General features: G+C 79.7%; 2 pseudogenes. One reads left to right on the forward strand and one right to left on the reverse strand.

Features of this window, described 5'->3' with window-relative positions:
- Positions 1-993: pseudogene (locus GPJ59_RS36115) on the reverse strand (lantibiotic dehydratase); the annotation flags it as partial.
- Between GPJ59_RS36115 and GPJ59_RS36120 the strand changes: the two are divergent.
- Positions 986-1,555: pseudogene (locus GPJ59_RS36120) on the forward strand (hypothetical protein); the annotation flags it as partial. The pseudogenes GPJ59_RS36115 and GPJ59_RS36120 sit on opposite strands and share 8 nt — an antisense overlap.

The following is a 1,555-nucleotide window of genomic DNA, read 5'->3' on the forward strand; positions in this document are numbered from 1 at the left end:
GGCCCGGGCGGGGGTGCCGGCCCCGGCGGGCGTGCCGGCCCCGGCGGGCGTGCCGGCCCCGGCGGGCGTGCCGGCCCCGGCGGGGGTGTGCGGGGTCAGCTGGTCGGCGTAGAAGTCGGCGTAGAAGTCGGCGTAGAGGTCGGCGTGGGCGAGGGAGTCGGTGCGGTACGGGATCTCGCTGCGCAGGTACTGCGGCAGCATGACCTGCCAGGTCCCGGCCAGTTGGCGCAGGCTGGGGTTGATCCGGAGGTCCACGGTGTTCGAGATGTCCGGGTCGGTGGCGAAGGCCCGTAGCAGCTCGACCGCCAGGTGGCGCGGGGAGACGGTGTCGCGGCGCGGGCCGGGAGCGGAAGTGGAAGTGGAAGCGGCAGCCGGGGTGCGGGTCTGCGGGGCCGGCCCGAGGGTGGCGAGGCCGAGGGTGACCAGGGGGCCGAAGGGGCTCGTCTTGACGGCGGTCCGGGTCAGGTACGACAGGGCGGTACGGGCGAGCCGTGTGCCGGGGGCCGGGGGCCGGCCCGGCTCGGTGCGCAGGAGCTCCCGGGTGAACGCCGGGCTGGCGAGGGCGAGGCCCGCGGCGAGGTCGGGGCGGCGCAGGAGCTCCGTCATCGCGGCGCCGGCGGCGCGGGCCTCCTCGCGGACCAGCCGTTCCGCGGCGGCGCGGGCGGCATCGAGCTGCGCAACGGCCTCGGTCCAGGCGGACAGGTGTTCCCGGCCGGCCGGGTCGAGGTGGGGGCGTACGGCGTCCACGGCGGCCGCAGTCTTGGGAGTGGACCGGGCGTGGTGGGGGTCGCGGCGCAGGCGGAGCGCGGCGCGGCGGGCGGCGGGGGCGTCGTCGAGGGTGGGGACGAGGGCGTACAGCAGGTCGCCCAGGACGCTGCCGGCGGTTTCGGCCGCCTCGCGCCGGGCACGCAGCCCGGCCAGGGCGGCGGCGAGCGCGGGGCTCGCGAGCGGGGCCAGATCGTCGGGGCTGAGCGCGGTGACGCGGGTGGACACCAACGGGAACACGGCGGCGGTGGGTGCGGTGGCCGCGGCGCGGGCCGGGGCGGGGGCCACGGTGGGGGCAGCGGACGCGGGAGCGTGGGCGGGCGCCGTAGACCGGGCGGCGGACAGGGCGGAAGTCCCCGGCCCGGCCGGGGCCACGGAGGTGGCAGCGGCCGGGGCGGTGGTTCCCGGCGCGGCCGCGGCGGACGCGGAAGCCCGGGTGGACGCGGTGGCCGGCGCGGACGCGGAAGCCTGGGCAGACACCGCAAACCGGGCGGCGGACGCGACGGAAGTGCCCGGCTCGGCCGTCGGCGCGGGCGCGGTGGTCAAGACCGGCGCGATGGTCGGGGCGGAACTTCCCGGCCCAGCCGCCGGCGCGACCGCGGTGGACGCGGTGGCCGGCGCGGACGCGGAAGCCTGGGCAGACACCGCAAACCGGGCGGCGGACGCGACGGAAGTGCCCGGCTCGGCCGTCGGCGCGGGCGCGGTGGTCAAGACCGGCGCGATGGTCGGGGCGGAACTTCCCGGCCCAGCCGCCGGCGCGACCGCGGTGGACGCGGTGGCCGGCGCGGAC

Source organism: Streptomyces bambusae (assembly GCF_019400985.1).
GTDB classification, from domain to species: domain Bacteria; phylum Actinomycetota; class Actinomycetes; order Streptomycetales; family Streptomycetaceae; genus Streptomyces; species Streptomyces bambusae_A.